Source organism: Pseudodesulfovibrio sp. 5S69, from assembly GCF_037094465.1.
Lineage (GTDB): Bacteria > Desulfobacterota > Desulfovibrionia > Desulfovibrionales > Desulfovibrionaceae > Pseudodesulfovibrio > Pseudodesulfovibrio methanolicus.
Map to the genome: position 1 here is coordinate 2,899,325 of NZ_CP146609.1, position 16,304 is coordinate 2,915,628.

Here is a 16,304-nt window from a genome sequence, read left to right on the forward strand (position 1 = left end):
TCGGACCGCCAACGCCGTTCTGGGAACCGATACTCATACTATTCCTGTTAGTTATCGAAGTTGCTGAGCCGGTCCGGCGGAACACCTTGAAGGCTCAATACAAACAGGAAAAGGGCCTTTTCTTTTGCATGCCGATGCCCTATCCTCCGCATGGTAAAGGAGCCCCCACCGTGGCGAAACTCTTCCTGACGCTGAAGGCCATCTTCCACGAGACCGTGGACGCCTGCTTGCAACTGTTCAAGATCATGATTCCGGTGCTCATCCTGGTCAAGGTTCTCCAGGAGTTCGACCTGATCCACTACCTGGCCTGGCCGCTGGAGCCGATCATGGGCGTGCTCGGGCTGCCCGCCGAGATGGGCCTGGTCTGGGCCACCACCCTGATCAACAACATCTACACTGGGATGATCGTCCTGGCCTCGTTTGCCGGGGATGCGCCCCTGACCGCGGCCCAGGCCACGGTGCTCGGCGTGCTCATGCTCCTGGCCCACGGCCTGCCCATCGAGACCGCCATCGCCGACCGTTCCGGGGCCCGGTTCCTCTTTCAGTGCTGCGTGCGCATGGCCGGGGCCTTTGTCCTGGCCTGGCTGCTCCATCTGATCTACTCGGCCACCGGCACCCTGAGCGGCCCGGCACCCATGCTCTTCCAGACCGACCCCACGGCCGGAACCGGCTCCATCGCGGCCTGGACGCTGGGCCAGGCCCGGAACCTGGTGTCCATCTTCTGCATCATCTTCACCCTGATCACCATCATGCGCGTACTCGGGGCCATCGGGCTCATCGACCTCATGAACCGCATCCTCCGGCCGGTACTCGACCTCATCGGCATCGGGCCCAAGGCCTCGGCCATCACCGTCATCGGCCTGACCATGGGCCTTTCCTACGGCGGCGGCCTGATCATCAACGAGGCCCGCAACGGCAGCCTGAGCAAGGAAGACGTCTTCTATTCCCTGACCTTCATGGGCTTGTGCCACTCGCTCATCGAGGATACGCTGCTGATCATACTTATCGGAGGGCACCTGAGCGGCGTGCTCTGGGGACGCCTCATCTTCGCCGTGCTGGCCATGGCCGGCATCGTCCAAATCGTCCGCCGCGTGCCCGAACGGGCCCGCGCCGCCTGCCTGTGGGCCGAAAAATAACCCCTCAAAAGGAGAACATCATGTCCGATATCCAGCTCATCCATACCGAAAAAGCCCCGGCCGCCGTGGGCCCATACTCCCAGGCCACCGCCGTGAACGGCACCCTGTACGTCTCCGGCCAACTCGGCATCATCCCGTCGGAAGGCAAGCTGGCCGAGGGCTTCAAGGCCCAAACCCGCCAGGCTCTGGAAAATCTCAAGGCCATCCTCGAAGAGGCCGGGTCCTCCCTGGACAAGGTCATGGCCGTGGACGTGTTCCTCATGGACATGGGCCGGTTCGCCGACCTGAACGCGATCTACGCCGAATACTTCTCCGGGCACAAGCCCGCGCGCGCCGCCGTCCAGGTGGCCGGACTGCCCCTGGGCGGCCTGGTCGAATTCAAGTGCGTCGCCGTCATCGACTGATCGCCCCGAACGCGTCACAAAACTCTACTTGACAGCCTCGGCGCAAAACAAGTATTTCCATTTCATGCATAGCAACACCGCCCGTTTCTTTTTCTTTTTTAGCTTTATCAGGAACGCCTGCGGTCTTGGTGTGCGCTAGTCTTTAAACAAAGAAAAACCAACCAAGAGGCCGCGGGCATAGTCCGCGGCCTCTTTCTTTTTGGCCGCGCCGCAGCCGCCAGACACAAGGAGCACCGTCATGCATCTCGGAAAAGCCATTCGGATGGAACGCATCATGAACCGCAACAACGGCCGGACCATCGTGGTCCCCCTGGACCACGGCGTGACCGTGGGCCCCATTTACGGCATCGTGGACCTGCGCGATACCGTTGACCAGGTGGCCGAGGGCGGCGCCAACGCCGTGCTCATGCACAAGGGCATCCCCCGCTGTTCCCACCGCGCGGGCGGCAAGGACATCGGCCTGATCATCCACCTGTCCGCGTCCACCTCCCTGTCCCCCTACCCCAATGCCAAGACCATGGTCGGCACGATCACCGACGCCATCAAGCTCGGAGCGGACGCCGTGTCCATCCACGTCAACCTCGGCGACGAGACCGAACCGCAGATGCTCTCCGACCTCGGCGCGCTCTGCTCCGAAGCCAATGAATGGGGCATGCCCGTGCTGGCCATGATGTACGCCCGCGGCCCCAAGATCAAAGACGAGTACGCCCCGGAGGTCGTGGCCCACTGCGCCCGCGTGGGCGTGGAGCTCGGCGCGGACATCGTCAAGGTCAACTACACCGGTGACCCCGAATCCTTCGCGCGCGTGGTCGAGGGCTGCTGTGTGCCCGTGGTCATCGCGGGCGGCCCCAAGCTCGACTCCGACCGCGACCTCGTCCAGATGGTCCACGACTCCATCCAGGCGGGCGGCAGCGGCCTGTCCGTGGGCCGGAACATCTTCCAGCACGCCAGCCCGGCCAAGATCGTGGCCGCCCTGAACAAGGTCGTCCACGAAGACTGGACCGTCGACGCGGCCATGGAGCTGCTCTAAGAAGGCCTCCGGCGGCCGGAGAAGGGGAGAGGGACAACCCTTTGGGAAGGGTTGTCCCTCTCCCCTATCGCTGCTGTTGCCATCTCCAAGGCTTGAAGACTCACCAAGTAGCTGCCGCTCCCCCGGACTCCCCCCCTCCCCCTTCCACAATTTTTTGTACGCTTTACGAGTGTGGGGCGTAATATAGGTTCCAGCCCCTTTACCTCGCGATGCCGAGGTGGAATGATGGCCTGAATGAAACAGGGCCGAGCGTAGACGCACGGCCCTGCGGCAGGCATTCGTAACCGGGGGTCGCTCCGGCGAGGAGGCGTGTATTCTTCTATCCGTCCAATTCGACCCGGACGGTGTCGAGATAGCGGGCCAGGGAGTCCACGTGCTGCTCCAGGGCTTCGGGGTCGCGATTCAGGGCGGCCAGTTCGATCTCGTGGCCGATCCGGCCCATGCCCTTGAACCCGTACCCGCTACCGGTGCCGCGCGCCGTATGGCCCAGGCGGACCAGGGTCTCAAAATCCCGTACGTGCAAGGCATTGCGCATCCGGTCGAGGTCCTGTCGGGAAACGGCAAAAAAACGATCAAGCAATTCTTCCAGATCGGACGGTATCCGCTCGACCTCCGGGTATTCGGGCATGGGTATATCCTTGGTGCAGGCCAGTGCACTTGGTTGAACATGTGAAAATTAGAACGTATGATTCAGGCGGACATTAAGGATCGATAACATGCTGTCAAACAAAATATTCATTACAAAGATATGACACGAACCATCATTCTCCTGATGCTGGCCTGTCTGATGGGCTCCTGTTCTCGGTACGACGCCGTGCGCATCGCCCGTGCGGCGGCCACCGGCAATCCGGCGGCCGCGGCCGAGGCCCTGGCCCGGGACAAGGCCATCGGCTACGCAACCAACCCGGCGGCCATCGGCAATGACCTGAAAAACTTCAAGAAAATTCTGGAAGCATTTGCCAAGGCCGTGACCGGGGTATGGGGCAAGGACGATGCGCGCATGCCCGCGCCCAAGCAGTACGTCAAATACACGGACAACTACCTCTCTCGGGCCAGCGTGGACTTCGACACCGGGATGATCACGGTCGAGACCGTGGCCGAAAAGGAACCGCTGAAGAGCCTGCGCAACGCCATCGTGACCACCCTGCTCACCCCCGGCGACCCGCGCGCCGTGGACCTCTATTCGGCCAAGACCGTCAAGCTCGGGGATACGCCGTTCCTGCTCGGCGAGGTCAAGGACGCGGACGGCCACGACATCCGCTGGGAGTGGCGCGCCGGGCGGTACGCTGACCATCTCCTGACCAACGATCTCAAGACCCGCACGGTCCGAGGCAAGACCGCGCGCTCCGTGACCTTCGAGATGGTCAAGGACCACCTCAACGTGCGCGCGGCCAAGTACCGCGAGCTGGTCCAGGCGACGGCCGAACGGTTCGAGATCAGCCGAAACCTGGTCTACGCCATCATGAAGGTGGAGTCGGACTTCAACCCGTTCGCGGTCAGCGCCGCCTCGGCCGTGGGGCTGATGCAGGTGGTGCCGTCCACGGCGGGCAGCGACGTGTACAGGTTCCTGCACGGCAAGACGGGGCAACCCTCGCGCAAGGACCTGTTCGAGCCGCCGGCCAACATCGCTTACGGGACGGCCTACCTGCACCTGCTCGACTCCCGGTTCCTGCGCGCCATCAAGAACCCGGTTTCCAGGGAGTACTGCGTCATCGCCGGATACAACGGCGGCGCGGGCGGCGTGCTCAAGACATTCGACAACGACAGGGACCGCGCGGCCCGGAAGATCAACACCATGCCGCCCGCCGAGGTCTATGACACGTTGCGCAAGGGACTCCCCTTTGCCGAAACCCGGCGTTATCTTGGCAAGGTTCTTGAAGCCAAGAAGCAGTTCGTCAACTTCTAGTCACCGCGCGCAATGAACCTGCAGGAACTGATCTCGTCCGCCTGGGCCCAATTCGACCGCCTCACCGCCCTCCTCTTCCCCGGGGTCTCCCCGGAGCAACTCAGGACGGCGGGCGCCGTCCTGCTCGGGCTGGCGGCGCTCGTCCTGCTCCTCGTCGGACTCAGGCTGTTGCGCCGCCGCCCCAGGCAGCACAACTCCCGGTCCACGCGCATCGGCATCCCGCGCGTCCTGCAACAGAAGGGTGTGGTGGTGGACGTGCTGGCCGGGCCTGACGACGAGTCCGTGGTCGTTCGTTGCGTGATCACCGCCGCGAAATCCAACAAAATCCAATGCGAGATCATCGAACGGCTGGACGTCATCCGCACCCGGCCCGGCAACGAGCTGGTCTGCGTGTTCGCGCCCATGAAGACGCGCAACGGCCGGGTCAATTCCTTCACGGCCACCCTGGTGGAGTCGGACCGCGACGGGCGCAAGACCGACCGGCTGGTCCTGGCCGGGCCCAACGACTACGCGCTCATCCCGCGCCGCAAGCACCAGCGCAAGCGCGTCGCCGACCAGCAGTTCATCCGGGTCAAGCTGTGGACCGCCTCGCCCAGGACCTCGGAGCTGGCCTTCCAGGACGCGGCCCCGCAGATCGGGGTCAACTCGTTCGCCTCGGACGGCCCGGACCAGAGCGCCAACGCGGTCATCAATATCTCGGGCGGCGGGCTCGGCCTGTCCGTGCTCAACCGGCTCATTCCCGAGAGCTGCAACGTATCCACGCCGGTGGTCATCAACCTGTTCATGTTCAATTTTCGGGAAAAGACCTTCAAACCGTACTGGTACGCGGGCGAAGTGCGCACGCTCGAAGAGGGCCGCCCCGGTTTCACCCGCATGGGCATCGAATTCACGGCCACGGCCAGCACGGACCGGAACTCCGGCCGCCTCCACTGGATCAATCTGTAGACGGGGAAAGACGGGTCAGCCGCCGACGACCTCGTCGCGCACCCAGCGCTCGAACTCGTCGATCTTCTTCGGCAGGCTGAAGGAGGTCCGGCAGGCCGTCAGGCTCGCCTCCTTGAGTTCGTCGAGACGCGCCCGGTCCATGCCCAGCAGCTCGCCCAGAATGTCCCGGACGGCCTCGGCGCCGCTCTCGCCGGGCAGCATCAGCCCGGCCAGGGAGTCGGGCCATATCTCGCGCACGCCGCCGATGTCGCGGGCCACGGGGATGAGCCCGGCGGCCATGGCTTCGAGCAGGGCGTTGGGCATGCCCTCACTGTAGGACGGGAGCAGGAACACGTCGGACTCGGCCAGATGCCCGGCCACGTCCGTGGAAAAGCCGTGCCAGATCAGGTCGCCCCGCTCGGCCATAGCCCGATGCCGCTCCCGCAGGGTCTCCATGTGGTTGCCCGTGCCGACGATGTCGTAACGGAAGGAACCGGCCGGAAAGCTTTCCAGGGCCTCCAGGACGACCTCGTGCCCCTTGTCCAGGTTCACCTGGCTGGTGGAAACCAGCCTGAGCGGACCGGGCCGGACCGGGGTGATGCGCTCGACCGGGCGCTTGGCATTGTGGATGACCTTGATGCGCGTCTCGGGAAAATACGGCATGTAGCGCCGAATGCCCTCGGCCACGCTGTGGCTCGGACAGAGCACCCACGGCCGGATGGTCTTGAGCAGGAAGGCCACGCCCCGGTCGTCCTCCATGTCGCGCGGCATGCCCACCCGCTGGATCACGGGTATGCCCAACAGCTTTGCGGCCATGCCGCCGATATTCATGTCTTTCTTGATGTTGCACACGACCACGTCGGGCCGGTCCTTCCGGAATGCCGCCATGAGGCGGAGGATGGACACGGGATTGAAGTCGAAACCGAACCCCGCCCGGCGGGCGTCCGCCCCCGCTTCCAGCAGCCGTTCGCGGAACACGTCCTGCCGGACATGGGCGCTGACCCGGTGTCCGCGGGCCATGAGCTCCACGGCGTAATCCATGGTCCAGGTCTTGACCCCGCCCCATTTGCGGGTGGAATTGACGAAGGCGATGTGCATGCGGGTGTCCGTTGTCCGTCCTATCTAACGGGGCCCAGGGCTCCGGCGGCCGCAAAAAGGCCAACAGTGCCATCGCCCAAATCCGCTGCGGAGTCAAATGGTTCGTCCGAAAGCGGTCCGACGGCACAAAAAAACCCCGGCTGTACGGCCGGGGCTTTGCTGTCGTCTTTCGGAGAAGATCAGCCCTTCTTGTTGATAAACCGCTCCTTGGCCAGCCGGGGCATGTTTCCCGCCCCGTAGCTGTAGCCGGCGATGCGTCGGTTCTGGCGCTTCATGCTGGTCAGGTCCTGCTTCAGGGACTGCTTGAGCTTCCGGGCTTCACCGGTGATCTCGTCGTGCAGGGATTTCATCTCCACGAGCTTGTCGGCCAGCAGTTTGAGGCTGTCCGGGGACAGGCCGTTCACGGCCTCGTCGAGAATCCGCTCGCGGGATTGGGCCAGCCGTTCGGCCTCGTACACATCCCCGGCCACCAGGAAATCGAGTTCCCGACGGCCAATGGTGATGGCCTCGTCGAGCATGCGGCTGCGCCGGGCCATGTCTATTTCTTCACCTTGCGGATGTCGTCCCGCAGGGATTTGATAACTTTTTTCCATCTTTCCACCGCAGGCAGGAATTCATATTCAAGCAGGTCGGCCAAAAGAATCCAGTCCTCGTTCTCGAGTACGGCGCTCATCTCGGTGAACATGGTGTTCAGCTCCTCGGCGCTCTCCAGATAGGACTGGTGGTCCTTGAGGGAGTATTCGTCGCGCAGGATGCCGATCATGTTCAGGAAGTTGCGGATCACGTCGATAAGGTCCTGGTAGGTCTCCAGGGCCTCGGCGTCATCGGCCTGGCGGAACAGGGCCGCCACACGCTTGCCGCCCTCGCTCATAAGGTTGACGACCTTGTAGAGCTCCAGGGTGATCTCCACGGCCATGTCCTCGGTGGCCATGGTCACGATCTCCACGGACTCGACCTCGGACATGTCTATATCCTCGGCCTGGTGGGGGTAGATCTCGGTGAACGGCTCCTGGTTGATCATGACGTCGGTCACGATGCGGTCCTCCAGGTGGCCGTCCTCGACAACCTTGGTAAAGACCTGCTCCAGGTTTTCAAAATTCTGGGCCCCGATATCATATTGTTTTCCATCGATGATGATCATGCTGACCTTCTCCTCCGTGAGTAGATAAAATTTGCCGAATTTTCCGGTGCAATCCGGATAATTCAAGATTCATGCCGATCAGGCCAGGTCATCCGACAACGCGGTCAGGAGGCCCAGATAACGCTCGGCCACGGACAGCAGCGAGGCGAGGTCTTCGCCCTGACGCTGGCTTTCGAACATCCACAACAATGCTAATATATTCAAATAATTGTTTGAAGACAAGATATTCTGCACACGCTGCCAGGAGGCCAGAAACTTGGCCTTGGCCTGGGGCCGGGGGTTCACGCGCAGAAGCGCGCCCTGCTGGGAGAGCAGGAAGAGCATGTCCCGCGCGCTCGTCAAAGTTTTGGACAATTCCTCCCGCATGGCCGGGCCCAGCCGCGCGCCCAGACCGGTGGGCGCCGCGCCGATGCCGCCGTCCAGGAAGGCGGCGAAGTGCGCTCGCTGCAACGCGATCCACACGGCCCGGTCCGAGCCGTCATGCCCGGACAGGGACTGAAGCTCCATGAATCCGTCCGCCCCGGTCCTGGTCCGCCAGATGCGCGGGCCGGGCACAACTTCGGGATCAACGCCCCGCAACAGGGCGACGGCGCAGGCATACAGGGCCTCCGGGGTCACGGCCCGGCGGCAGGCCTCGTCATGGGGGCAGTTGTTGCCGAAGGCGCACGGGTGGCAGTCCATGTCCGGCTCCAGGCAGATGTTGCCCGCGCGGTACGGCCCGGTGTCCCACGGCTGGGCCGTGGCCAGGAAGACCGCGCACAGGGGCACGTTCAGGCCCGCGGCCAGGTGCATGGTCCCGGTGTCGTTGGTCAGCAGCACCCGGCAGCGGCTGAGTACGGCGGCAAGTTCGGTCAGAGAGGTCTTCCCGATGCAGTCGATGAACGGAAAATCCGCGCCCTCGGCGAATCGCGCGCCCAGCCCGGCCTCGCTCCCGGTCCCGAGCAGGACCGGCACCAGGCCGTCGCGCGCAAAGAGCTTGCGGGCGGTCTCGCGGAAATAGGCCACAGGCCAACGGCGGCGCTCCTCGCTGGCCCCAAGCTGTAAAGCCGCGAAGCCCTTCCCCGCACCGCCCTGTGCGGCCAACAATTCGTCGGCGCGCGCCAAGGCCGCCTCGTCCGGAGCGGCCAGGGCCGGTCCGTTGCCCTCGCGGCCCAGCCCGGCGGCCTTGCGGAAGAGATCGCAGATATTGAACGGGCTGGCCCCCCGGTTGGCCCCGGCCAATTGCAGGAACGCGGCCCAGGTGGAGGTGTCCGCATTGAAGCCGAATTCGTCCACGGTGAAGCCCACGGCCCTCCCGCCCTCCGGGGTCAGCCCGTAGGCCAGGAGCCGGGAGGAGACCGAAGGGGTCAGGTTCACGATCTCATCGGGCAAGAAATCGTCGAACACGGCCTGCCGGAATCCGCTCAGGTCGCGCACGGCCAGCCGCCAGTCCCTGTCCAGGCCGGAGAGCAGTCCCGCGCCGGGAAAGGCAAAGACCCGGTCCACGCCCCTGAGCAGACCGACCGCGGAAGCGAAGTTGGACAGGCAGACCAGCCCCACCCGATGCCCCCGGCTCTTGAAACCGGCGATCACGGGTTGAGTCTGTATGAGGTCGCCGAAGCGGGTCAGATTGATGATCAGGACGTTCACGAACCAAATCCTTATATATGGAAAAATACGCCGTCGGAAAACCGCCGGACCGCAGGATCATTGCAAAAAGGAAGCCGAATCAGAGGCCGGAACCGGCCTGGACCAACCGGACGAGCTTTTCCACCGCGTGGATGGCCGCCTTGAGCCGGAGCCGCTCGCCCTGGTCCAGGGCCGCCGGATTGACGTAGTTGTGGGGCGGCAGCCCGGTGCGGTCGCATTCCAGGCCAATGTCCAGTCGCTTGCGCTGCAGATATTCCCAGCCGTCGAGCAGGGATCGGGCGTGGTGCTCGGAGACGTGCCCGGCCTCGCCCAAGGCGCGGAGGCGGTCGCAGGTGTTGTGCGGATGCACCCCATATTTAAGCGCCAGGATGCGCGCGCTGTTGGTCAGATGGGCCAGGACCGATTTCTTGATGTTCAAAAATCCATGCCACACCCCCTCGCGCTCGGTGACGAACGCCCCGAACAGGGTCAGGGGCAGCCGGTAGTCGGTCAGCTCCCGGACCAACAGGGACAGGGCGATAGGCTTGGTGCGCACATACTCCCACAACCGCTCGCGCATGCGCCGGACCTCGTCCCCGGCCCCGAACACGGCCTGGAAGTCGAGGATCAGCCCGGACTGCCACGGCCCCTTTTCCGCGGGGTTGGACAGCCAGCCGGTCAGCCGGGCCAGCCACGTGTCGAAATCCCCGCGCCACTCCGCGTTGCTGACCATGACCCCGCCCTCGCACAGGGAGAGCCCCGCGCCGTCCAGGGCGATGACGATGGACTGGGTGCAGTCGTCCACCTCATCCTCGTCCACCTTGACCGGGATAAGCAGCCCGTTGTCCTGGTCCGACCCCGGAACCATCTCTTCGCGGCCGCCGGACCCGAACTCCATGAATGTGCACTGCGAGAGCCACGGATACTCCACGGCATGGGCTTCGAGCACGGCGGTGACCACGTCGCGGTTGAACCGGGTCAGCCGCTTGCACGCCCGCTCGGCGGACGCCCCCTGGTCGAGCCACTCCTGGACCAGGTCGAGCCGGGTGCGACGGATGCCCGCCAGCTTGCCCTCGCGGGCCATGACCCGCAATTCGTCCAAAAGGCCGTCCGGGACGCCTGTCATACCGTTCACGGGCCGTTCGCCGTTCAAGTCCATGCCCAACTCCACGTTCCGTGGCCGAAAGTCCAACCGTTGACCGGGGGAAACCGCCCGTTCGCCGCCGAGGCGTCAAGGTCCAAACCCGCGACCGCCCGGCTTCGACCGCTTACCTGAAAACGGATGCTCCCTTTGATTTCCCTACTGTAAAAGGGCTTCAACGGCAAACTTTCAACCGTACTGGGGGTAAAAAATGGACAACATCGAAAGGATTCGCAAACGGCAGCTCAGCATCGCGCTCGGCGTGGGCATTCCCTATTTCGCCTTTGTCATCGGCATCTTCCTGCTCGTCTACCTGGCAGGGGCATGGGTAGCCGGGACCAGCATCCTGGGATTCCCCCTGCACTACTGGCTGGTGGCCATCGCCATCTACCCGATCACTTGGGGACTTTTCATCTGGTACGTGGGCAAGGCCAACGAGATAGAGGATGAAATCGCTGAAACCGCCGAAACCGGCGAAAACCCGGAGCCCATGGACGCCATGGATGCCCGGGAAGGAGCGTAAACATGGAACTCGGATATCAGATACCGGTCACGGCCCTGCTGCTCATCGGGGCCATGCTGACCTTTACCGTGGTCACCACCTTCATGTTCCGCAGCCAGAAAACCTCCGCCGACTATTATCTGGCCGGACGCAAGGTCAACTCCTTCATCAACGCCTCGGCCATCTCCTCGGACTACCTGTCCGCCGCCTCGTTCCTCGGCGTGGCCGGCGTGGCCTTCCTGTTCGGCTTCGACGGCATCATCTACGCCCTGGGGTTCTTCGTGGGCTACATCGCCCTGCTGCTCTTCCTGGCCAGCCCCCTGCGCAAGTTCGGACGCTACACCGTGCCCGACTTCGTCTCGGAACGCTTCCACTCCAAGACGGCGCGCGTCCTCGGCGTGATCGGCGTGCTCTTCATCTCCCTCTTCTACATGGCCCCGCAGATGCTCGGCGCGGGCAAAGTCATGGGGCTGCTGCTCAACCTCGATTATTCCACGTCCATCATCATCATCGCCTGCATCATCACCTTCTACGTCACCGTGGGCGGCATGAAGGCCACCACCGTCAACCAGTTGGTCCAGTTCTGGATCCTGTTCGGCGCCATGTTCCTGCTGGCCTTCATTCCCTTCATGCTCAAGGGGCTGACCTACACCGACGTGGTCAAGTTCCTGTCCGAATTCAAGGGCAGCACGCCCATCACGGGCAAGGAGTTCGACGGGGCCGCCTACACCAGCCCGGCCTACTGGCTGACTAGCCTCAAGGACACCCTGTCCCTGCTGCTCGCGCTCATGTTCGGCACCGCCGGGCTGCCGCACATCCTGGTGCGCTTCTACACCGCCCCGGACGGCAAGGCCGCGCGCAGGACCGTCATCTACGTGCTCTTCCTCATCGGCATGTTCTACATCCTGAGCCCCTACGTGGGTCACGTCATCCGCTACGTCTTCCTGCAGGGAGAATCCCTGGGCGTCTCCCCGCACCTGATGCAGTGGCTGGCCGACAACGGCAAGAACCTGGCCGTGCCCGTGGCGGGCTCCTACTTCGGCGGGCAGATCCTGCTCGGCATCGTGGTGGCCGGGGCCTTCGCCGCCATCCTGTCCACCGTGGCCGGGCTGATCATCGCCTCGGCCGGGGCCATCGGCCACGACCTGGTGGTCAACGTCTTCAACCCGAACATGCCCGAACGCTCCCGCGTCAAGGTCGCCCGCGTGGCCTCCATCGCCGTGGGGCTGCTCGGCATCCCGCTGGGCTTCTGGGCCGAATCGATGCAGATCGCCATCCTCGTGGGCCTGGCCTTCGCCATCGCCGCGTCCACTTTCTTCCCGGTCCTGGTCATGGGCGTGTGGTGGCCCAAGATGACCAAGGGCGGCGCCTGCGCCGGGCTGGTCACCGGCATCGTCGGCTCGTTCTTCATGATCCTGGGTAAGGGCATGCTGCCGCACTTCCTGCAGTATAACAATCCCGGCGGATTCGTGATGATTCTCTCCTTCATCGCCATCTACACGGTGTCCAAGATGGAATACGCCGCCAAGGGCGAAACGGCCCTGCCCCACGACACCATGGAAGTCATGGCCCTGCTCCACGGCCCCGAACAAGCGTAACACCCACACACCCCTCTCCCCATAAAGGGCGGCGCCGTGACTCTCGGCGCCGCCCAGCATTATCGGGGATGCCTCCGGCGGGGCCTCGCCGGCCGGGCGTCTCCGACGGCTTAAGAACCTCTTGAAAGAGGTTCTTAAGAATCTCCAGAACTTTTTGTCGCCGCTTCGCGGGGGCCGTGCGGACGCGATCTGCCGTGCCTCTTTTCTCCCGCATAACCACATCCGCACCAATCACGGTCCAAGGCACGCCTTCCCTCCCCTTCCCCCGGCCGCCGGAGGTGTCCTCACGGCTTTTCTTGACACGACCGAGGGGGATACCTACTTAAGGACGCACCACAACTTTCAAGGAGAGCACCATGAGTTATGATATTAGGCTGGTCAAACTGGTCAGCGGCGAGATGGTTGTCGGCAACTACGTCGGCAGCGACATCGAGGAACCCGCCATCCTGCAGGCCATGCCCACCCAGCAGGGCACCCAGATGGTCCTGCTGCCCTACGGATACCCCTTTGACCAGGAAATGCAGGGCAAGATCGCCCAGAGCCACGTGCTGTTCGAATACAAGAACTGCCCGGAAGAGCTGAAGACCAAATACATCGAAGCCAAGACCAACATCTCTCTGTCCAGCGGCGGGCTCGACCTGTCCGGCATGGGCGGCGGCATGGGCGGCGGCGCAGGCGGCGGCCTGGATCTCGGCTAGCCGTTCCACGCGAAACCTGCTACTTCGGACGGGGCTGGCTCATGCGAGCCAACCCCGTTTTTTCCCGTCCCCCGAACCATTCGAGATCATGAAAGAACTGCTGCCCATTCTCCCCCGTCCCTCGCGCTACATCGGCAGCGAATGGGGCGCCGTGTTCAAGGACCCGTCCACCGTCACCGTGCGGTGCGCCCTGGCCTTCCCCGACATGTACGAGGTGGGCATGTCCTATCTCGGCCAGAAAATATTGTCCGAAGCCCTGAACGCGCACCCGAATTTCTGGGCCGAGCGGGTCTTTACGCCCGACGAGGAGGCCGGCAACATCCTGCGCGAGCACGATGTTCCCCTGGCCACCCTGGAGTCCGACACGCCCCTGGCGGACATGGACGTCGTCGGGTTCAGCCTGACCCACGAGCTGTGCTACACGAACATCCTGTACATGCTTGACCTGGCGGGCATCCCGTTGCGCAGCGCGGACCGGGAGGCATCCCTGCCGCTCATCGTGGCGGGCGGCGGCGCGGCCTTCAACGCCGAGCCCGTGGCCCCGTTCTTCGACGCCATGGTTATCGGCGACGGCGAAGAAGCCATGGTGGAACTCCTGGCCGCCGTGGAGCGGGCCAAGGACGGCGGGCTGTCCAAACGGGAACTGCTGGAGTCCCTGACCGAAATCCCCGGGCTGTACGTCCCGTCGTTCTTTGAGGACGAGGGGCCGGGCAAACCGCTGAAGGCCCTCAAGGACGGCTATGAGATCGTGGAAAAGGCCGTGGTGGACGATCTCGACCGCGCGCCGTTTCCCAAGGGCCAGGTCATCCCCTTCGGGGCCATCCACGACAGGCTGACCATGGAGATCGCCCGTGGCTGCACGCGCGGCTGCCGGTTCTGCCAGGCGGGCATGATCTACCGCCCGGTGCGCGAACGCTCACTCGACGGCCTGGGTTCCATCCTGACCAACGGCCTGGCCGAGACCGGGTACGAGGAGACCTCCATGCTGTCGCTGTCCACCGGCGACTTTTCCGGCCTGGACTCGCTCTTCACCCGCAGCTTCGACCAGTGCGCGGCCGAACAGATTTCCATCTCCCTGCCGTCCCTGCGGGTCGGTTCCCTGTCCGCGCCGATCATGGAGCGCATCTCGTCCATCCGGCGCACGGGCGCGACCATCGCCCCCGAAGCGGGCAGCCAGCGGCTGCGGGACGTGATCAACAAGGGCGTGGACGAGGCCGGGCTCATCGAGCATGTCCGGCTGCTCTTCGAGAACGGCTGGCAGGGCGTGAAACTCTATTTCATGATCGGCCTGCCCACCGAAACGGACGAGGACCTGGACGCCATTCTGGACCTCTGCCTCAAGGTCCGCGACGCGGCCGGCCGGCACATCAAGCGCTTGCAGGTCACGGCCGCGGTCTCGCCCTTCGTGCCCAAGCCGCACACCCCATTCCAGTGGGAGCCGCAGATTCCGCTGGACGAGATCTACCGGCGCATCGACCACCTGCGAGCCATCTTCCGGCCGCACAAGCGCATTTCCATCAAATACCACGAGCCCGAGATGACCTCGCTGGAAGGGGTCTTCTCGCGCGGCGACCGCCGCCTGGCCGAGGTCGTCGAACGGGCCTACGCCAAGGGCGCGCTTTTTTCCAGTTGGAAGGATCACCTGCGCCTTGCGCCGTACCGGGAGGCCATGGACGAGGCCGGGCTCGACTGGGACGAATACACCGGCCGACGCAACCCGGAGGGGCCGCTCCCCTGGGACCACCTGTCAAGCGGTCTGACCAAACGGTTCCTGCTCAAGGAGCGCGAACGCGCCCTGGCCGGAAAGATCACCGACGACTGCCGCTACGGGGCGTGCCGCAACTGCGGCGTCTGCCAGTTCGACGGCCGTACTTCAACACTGAAAGGGCAGGCCGAAGACAAGGACATTCGGCCCAGGCTGGTCTTCCCGCAGCGCGACCAGGAGGGCGAACAGCCACCCTACACCGTGGAGAAGCCGGACCTGACCGGCAAGGCGGCCCACTACCGAGTGTGGTTTGAAAAGACCGGTCCGGCCGCCTTCCTCAGCCAGCTGGAGCTGCAGGCGGTGTTCGAACGCGCCTTCCGCCGGGCCCGGCTGCCCATGGCCTTTTCCGCCGGATTCCACCCCATGCCGAGGCTGTCCTTCGGCAAGGCGTTGCCTGTGGGCGTGGAGAGCCTGAGTGAGTGGATCAACGTCTTCCTGCGCGAGGACTTCGGGCCGGACGAGGTCGTCGAACGGCTCGGCAGGAACATGCCCAAGGGGCTCACCCCTCTCAGGGCCGAACGGTTGTCCATGGGCCGCAAGCAGGCCCAAGCCGTGGAAGAGATCTATGAACTGCGCTTTGCCCGCGACGCCGAGCGCCGCCGGGCGCAGTGGCGGGCGTTCATGGCGTCAGAGAGCCATTTCATCGAAAAAAAGACCAAGAAGGGCAAACTCAGGCAGGTGGACCTGCGGCCCATGATCCGCGAGGCCATCGAGACCGACGACGGCTTGACGCTGGTCCTGGATTGGCGGGAGCAGTATATGAGCCCGCTGGCCCTGTGCACCGCGATCATGGAGGACGCCGGGCTGCTCGACTTCAACCTGACCAAGACCGAACAGCGTTTCGAGCCGGAACCCGGCGGGGATGCTTAGCCGAACCAGCCGCCGCCGGAGGCGATGGTCACGGTGACCTGCCGGTAGGTGGTCGTATCGCCTCCGCCCTCGGGGGCCATCCTGACGAGCACGTCCGTCACACCCTCCTGCAGGGCGGTGAACAGGTAGCGCGCCCTGGGCTCGCCGTCATCGTCATATTCCAGATACCGTTCCATGCGCAGCATCACCGGGTCGAAGGCCGCCCCGGTGATATGGTAGCCCTTTGCCGCGGGCCGAAGCACGTCCAGGGCGAAAACCGCGTTCTTTTCCACCCGCAGGGCGGTGCTGTAGTCCTCATCCAAAACAATTGTTTCAACAGGCGACAGCCCCCCATTGACTGAAGATGTGCCGGAGCATCCGCTGAAAAGCAGAATAAAAAGCGGGCATAGGGCAAAAAGGGCAATTTTTTTGAACAAGATTCGCCTCCACACGTGTGTCGCCAAATTCATTACGCTATTGTTAAAGCCTGACGAAGCGTGTATG

Annotated in this window: 16 protein-coding genes; 9 read left to right on the forward strand and 7 right to left on the reverse strand. The window is 64.0% G+C overall.

The features are described 5' to 3' along the window. The first annotated feature begins 170 nt into the window (after positions 1-170). From V8V93_RS13870 to V8V93_RS13880, 3 genes are all read left to right on the forward strand, one after another. Positions 171-1,136, forward strand: a complete 966-nt coding sequence (locus V8V93_RS13870; RefSeq protein ID WP_338667182.1) for a nucleoside recognition domain-containing protein — start codon at positions 171-173, stop codon at positions 1,134-1,136. Positions 1,137-1,156: 20 nt separating this feature from the next. After that, on the forward strand, positions 1,157-1,540 hold the full coding sequence (locus V8V93_RS13875; RefSeq protein WP_338667183.1) for a RidA family protein: 384 nt from the start codon (positions 1,157-1,159) through the stop codon (positions 1,538-1,540). A gap of 238 nt (positions 1,541-1,778) precedes the next feature. Then, positions 1,779-2,570, forward strand: a complete 792-nt coding sequence (locus V8V93_RS13880) for a 2-amino-3,7-dideoxy-D-threo-hept-6-ulosonate synthase (protein WP_338667184.1) — start codon at positions 1,779-1,781, stop codon at positions 2,568-2,570. A 319-nt stretch (positions 2,571-2,889) separates the two neighbouring features. Here V8V93_RS13880 and V8V93_RS13885 read toward each other — a convergent pair whose 3' ends face one another. Next, positions 2,890-3,198: an Hpt domain-containing protein gene (locus V8V93_RS13885; protein ID WP_338667185.1), complete on the reverse strand. Its 309-nt coding sequence runs from the start codon at positions 3,196-3,198 to the stop codon at positions 2,890-2,892. A gap of 120 nt (positions 3,199-3,318) precedes the next feature. On the opposite strand from V8V93_RS13885, the gene mltC reads away from it, so the two are divergent. Both mltC and V8V93_RS13895 read left to right on the forward strand, forming a co-directional pair. Further along, positions 3,319-4,476: a membrane-bound lytic murein transglycosylase MltC gene (mltC, locus tag V8V93_RS13890; protein WP_338667186.1), complete on the forward strand. Its 1,158-nt coding sequence runs from the start codon at positions 3,319-3,321 to the stop codon at positions 4,474-4,476. Between the two features lie 12 nt (positions 4,477-4,488). Next, positions 4,489-5,421, forward strand: a complete 933-nt coding sequence (locus V8V93_RS13895; protein WP_338667187.1) for a hypothetical protein — start codon at positions 4,489-4,491, stop codon at positions 5,419-5,421. Between the two features lie 15 nt (positions 5,422-5,436). On the opposite strand, the gene V8V93_RS13900 is transcribed toward V8V93_RS13895, so the two are convergent. The 5 genes from V8V93_RS13900 to V8V93_RS13920 form a co-directional block, all read right to left on the reverse strand. Next, on the reverse strand, positions 5,437-6,498 hold the full coding sequence (locus V8V93_RS13900; protein ID WP_338667188.1) for a glycosyltransferase: 1,062 nt from the start codon (positions 6,496-6,498) through the stop codon (positions 5,437-5,439). 179 nt (positions 6,499-6,677) lie between these two features. Then, the gene (locus V8V93_RS13905; protein WP_338667189.1) at positions 6,678-7,034 is read right to left on the reverse strand and encodes a hypothetical protein; all 357 of its coding nucleotides are present in this window, start codon (positions 7,032-7,034) and stop codon (positions 6,678-6,680) included. 2 nt (positions 7,035-7,036) lie between these two features. Then, positions 7,037-7,639 carry a hypothetical protein gene (locus tag V8V93_RS13910; protein WP_338667190.1) on the reverse strand — a complete coding sequence of 201 codons (603 nt, stop codon included), beginning with the start codon at positions 7,637-7,639 and terminating at the stop codon, positions 7,037-7,039. A gap of 78 nt (positions 7,640-7,717) precedes the next feature. Continuing rightward, a complete protein-coding gene (locus V8V93_RS13915) occupies positions 7,718-9,268 on the reverse strand; it encodes a glycosyltransferase family 9 protein (RefSeq protein ID WP_338667191.1) in 1,551 nt (516 codons plus the stop codon). A gap of 79 nt (positions 9,269-9,347) precedes the next feature. After that, entirely contained in the window at positions 9,348-10,406 is a 1,059-nt protein-coding gene (locus V8V93_RS13920; RefSeq protein ID WP_338667192.1) for a putative nucleotidyltransferase substrate binding domain-containing protein, read from the reverse strand. Between the two features lie 193 nt (positions 10,407-10,599). Here V8V93_RS13920 and V8V93_RS13925 point away from each other — a divergent pair, with 193 nt between their 5' ends. From V8V93_RS13925 to V8V93_RS13940, 4 genes are all read left to right on the forward strand, one after another. Beyond that, positions 10,600-10,911, forward strand: a complete 312-nt coding sequence (locus V8V93_RS13925) for a hypothetical protein (protein ID WP_338667194.1) — start codon at positions 10,600-10,602, stop codon at positions 10,909-10,911. Between the two features lie 2 nt (positions 10,912-10,913). Continuing rightward, a complete protein-coding gene (locus V8V93_RS13930) occupies positions 10,914-12,488 on the forward strand; it encodes a cation acetate symporter (RefSeq protein ID WP_338667195.1) in 1,575 nt (524 codons plus the stop codon). Positions 12,489-12,844: 356 nt separating this feature from the next. Continuing rightward, entirely contained in the window at positions 12,845-13,186 is a 342-nt protein-coding gene (locus V8V93_RS13935; protein WP_338667196.1) for a hypothetical protein, read from the forward strand. A gap of 88 nt (positions 13,187-13,274) precedes the next feature. Beyond that, positions 13,275-15,821 carry a TIGR03960 family B12-binding radical SAM protein gene (locus V8V93_RS13940; protein WP_338667197.1) on the forward strand — a complete coding sequence of 849 codons (2,547 nt, stop codon included), beginning with the start codon at positions 13,275-13,277 and terminating at the stop codon, positions 15,819-15,821. Here V8V93_RS13940 and V8V93_RS13945 read toward each other — a convergent pair. Further along, the gene (locus tag V8V93_RS13945; RefSeq protein ID WP_338667199.1) at positions 15,818-16,123 is read right to left on the reverse strand and encodes a hypothetical protein; all 306 of its coding nucleotides are present in this window, start codon (positions 16,121-16,123) and stop codon (positions 15,818-15,820) included. The two genes, V8V93_RS13940 and V8V93_RS13945, sit on opposite strands and share 4 nt — an antisense overlap. Positions 16,124-16,304: the final 181 nt, after the last annotated feature.